Below are 1,409 nucleotides of genomic sequence, written 5' to 3' on the forward strand. Positions count from 1 at the left end.
CCCGGACGGCCGCGCGACGCAGGGGGGGCGAAAGGCTTGCGCAGGTCTCGGGCTGGGCACTCGAAGCCCCGGAGCCGCGAGGGCCCCCGGCGGGCCGCGGACCCGATGGCCCAGCGAGCACCCGGGCAAGGGAAGAACGTGACGTTGCGCATCGGGGCGGAGGAAGAGTTCCACCTGCTGGACGTGGAGAGCGGCCGGCTGGTGCCACGCGCCCGCGCCGTGCTGGACCGGCTGGACGGGCCCGGGTTCACCACCGAGCTGCAGCAGTCGGCGGTGGAGAGCAACAGCGGCGTCCACCACACCCTCGACGCCCTGCACGCGGACCTGGCCGGCTCCCGGCGCCGGCTGGACGCGGCGGCCTGCCCGCTGGGCCTGGCGCCGGTGGCCGCCGGCACCGTGCCGCTGGCCCGGCCGAGCCCCCGCACTGTCACCGCCGGGCGCCGCTACCGGCACATGGCCGAGGCGTACCGCAGGGTCGCCGACGAGCAGCTCGTCTGCAGCGCGCAGGTGCACGTCGACGTGCCCGACCGGGACACCGCCGTGCGCGCCCTGTGCCTGGTCTCGCCCTGGCTGCCGCCGCTGCCGGCGCTGTCCGCCAGCTCACCGTTCTGGCTCGGCGCGGACACCGGCTACGCGAGCCGGCGCACGATGCTGTGGCAGCGCTGGCCCACCGCCGGGCCGGCCGGCCACTACCCGGACGCCGCCGGCTACGACGCGGCGCTGGGGGAGCTGATCGGCTCGGGCGTCATCAGCGACCCCGGCATGGACTACCACGACGTGAGGCCCTCCGCGCACCAGCGCACGCTGGAGCTGCGGATCTGCGACGCCTGCCCGCGGGTGGAGACGATGGTGCTGGTCGCGGGGCTCTTCCGGGCGCTGGTCCAGGACGCGTGCGACCGGCTGGCCCGCGGGGGCGGCCCTTGGTGCGACGGTCACCACGAGTGGCTGCGGGCCGCCACCTGGCGGGCCGCCCGCTCGGGCCTGGAAGGCGCGCTGGTCGACCCGGTCGCCCGGCGCGCCGCCCCCGCCCGCGGGGTGCTGCACGGCATGGCGGTCCGGCTGCACCCGGCGCTGGAGGCGTCCGGCGACTGGGAGAACGTGCACGAACTGCTCGCGCGGGCGCTGGCCGACGGCGGTGCCGCGCACCGGCTGCGGCGGGCGGCCGGGGCCGAGGGCCTGCTCGCCGGTGTCGCCCTGCTGGTCGCCGAGACCCGTGGCGCGCCCGTTCCGCGGGCCGCCGCGCCGACCGGCACCACCCGCGGTGGCCGGGCCGGCCCGGTCGCCGGCGGGGCCGGAACCTGACGGCGCCGGCCGTTGCGCCAGGTCCGCATGTCCGGCCCGCTTGCCCGCCTGCCGCCCGCGAGACCGTCCGACGGCGTTGTCCCGTGGGCCGACCGGCCCGGGGTGAT

Annotated in this window: 1 protein-coding gene; it reads left to right on the plus strand. The window is 78.6% G+C overall.

The genetic code is table 11. The features are described 5' to 3' along the window. Window positions 1-138: 138 nt before the first annotated feature. On the plus strand, window positions 139-1,302 hold the full coding sequence (locus tag AB0I73_RS41300) for a YbdK family carboxylate-amine ligase (protein WP_363045518.1): 1,164 nt from the start codon (window positions 139-141) through the stop codon (window positions 1,300-1,302). Window positions 1,303-1,409: the final 107 nt, after the last annotated feature.

This window comes from Streptomyces sp. NPDC050388 (assembly GCF_040655635.1).
Lineage (GTDB): Bacteria > Actinomycetota > Actinomycetes > Streptomycetales > Streptomycetaceae > Streptomyces.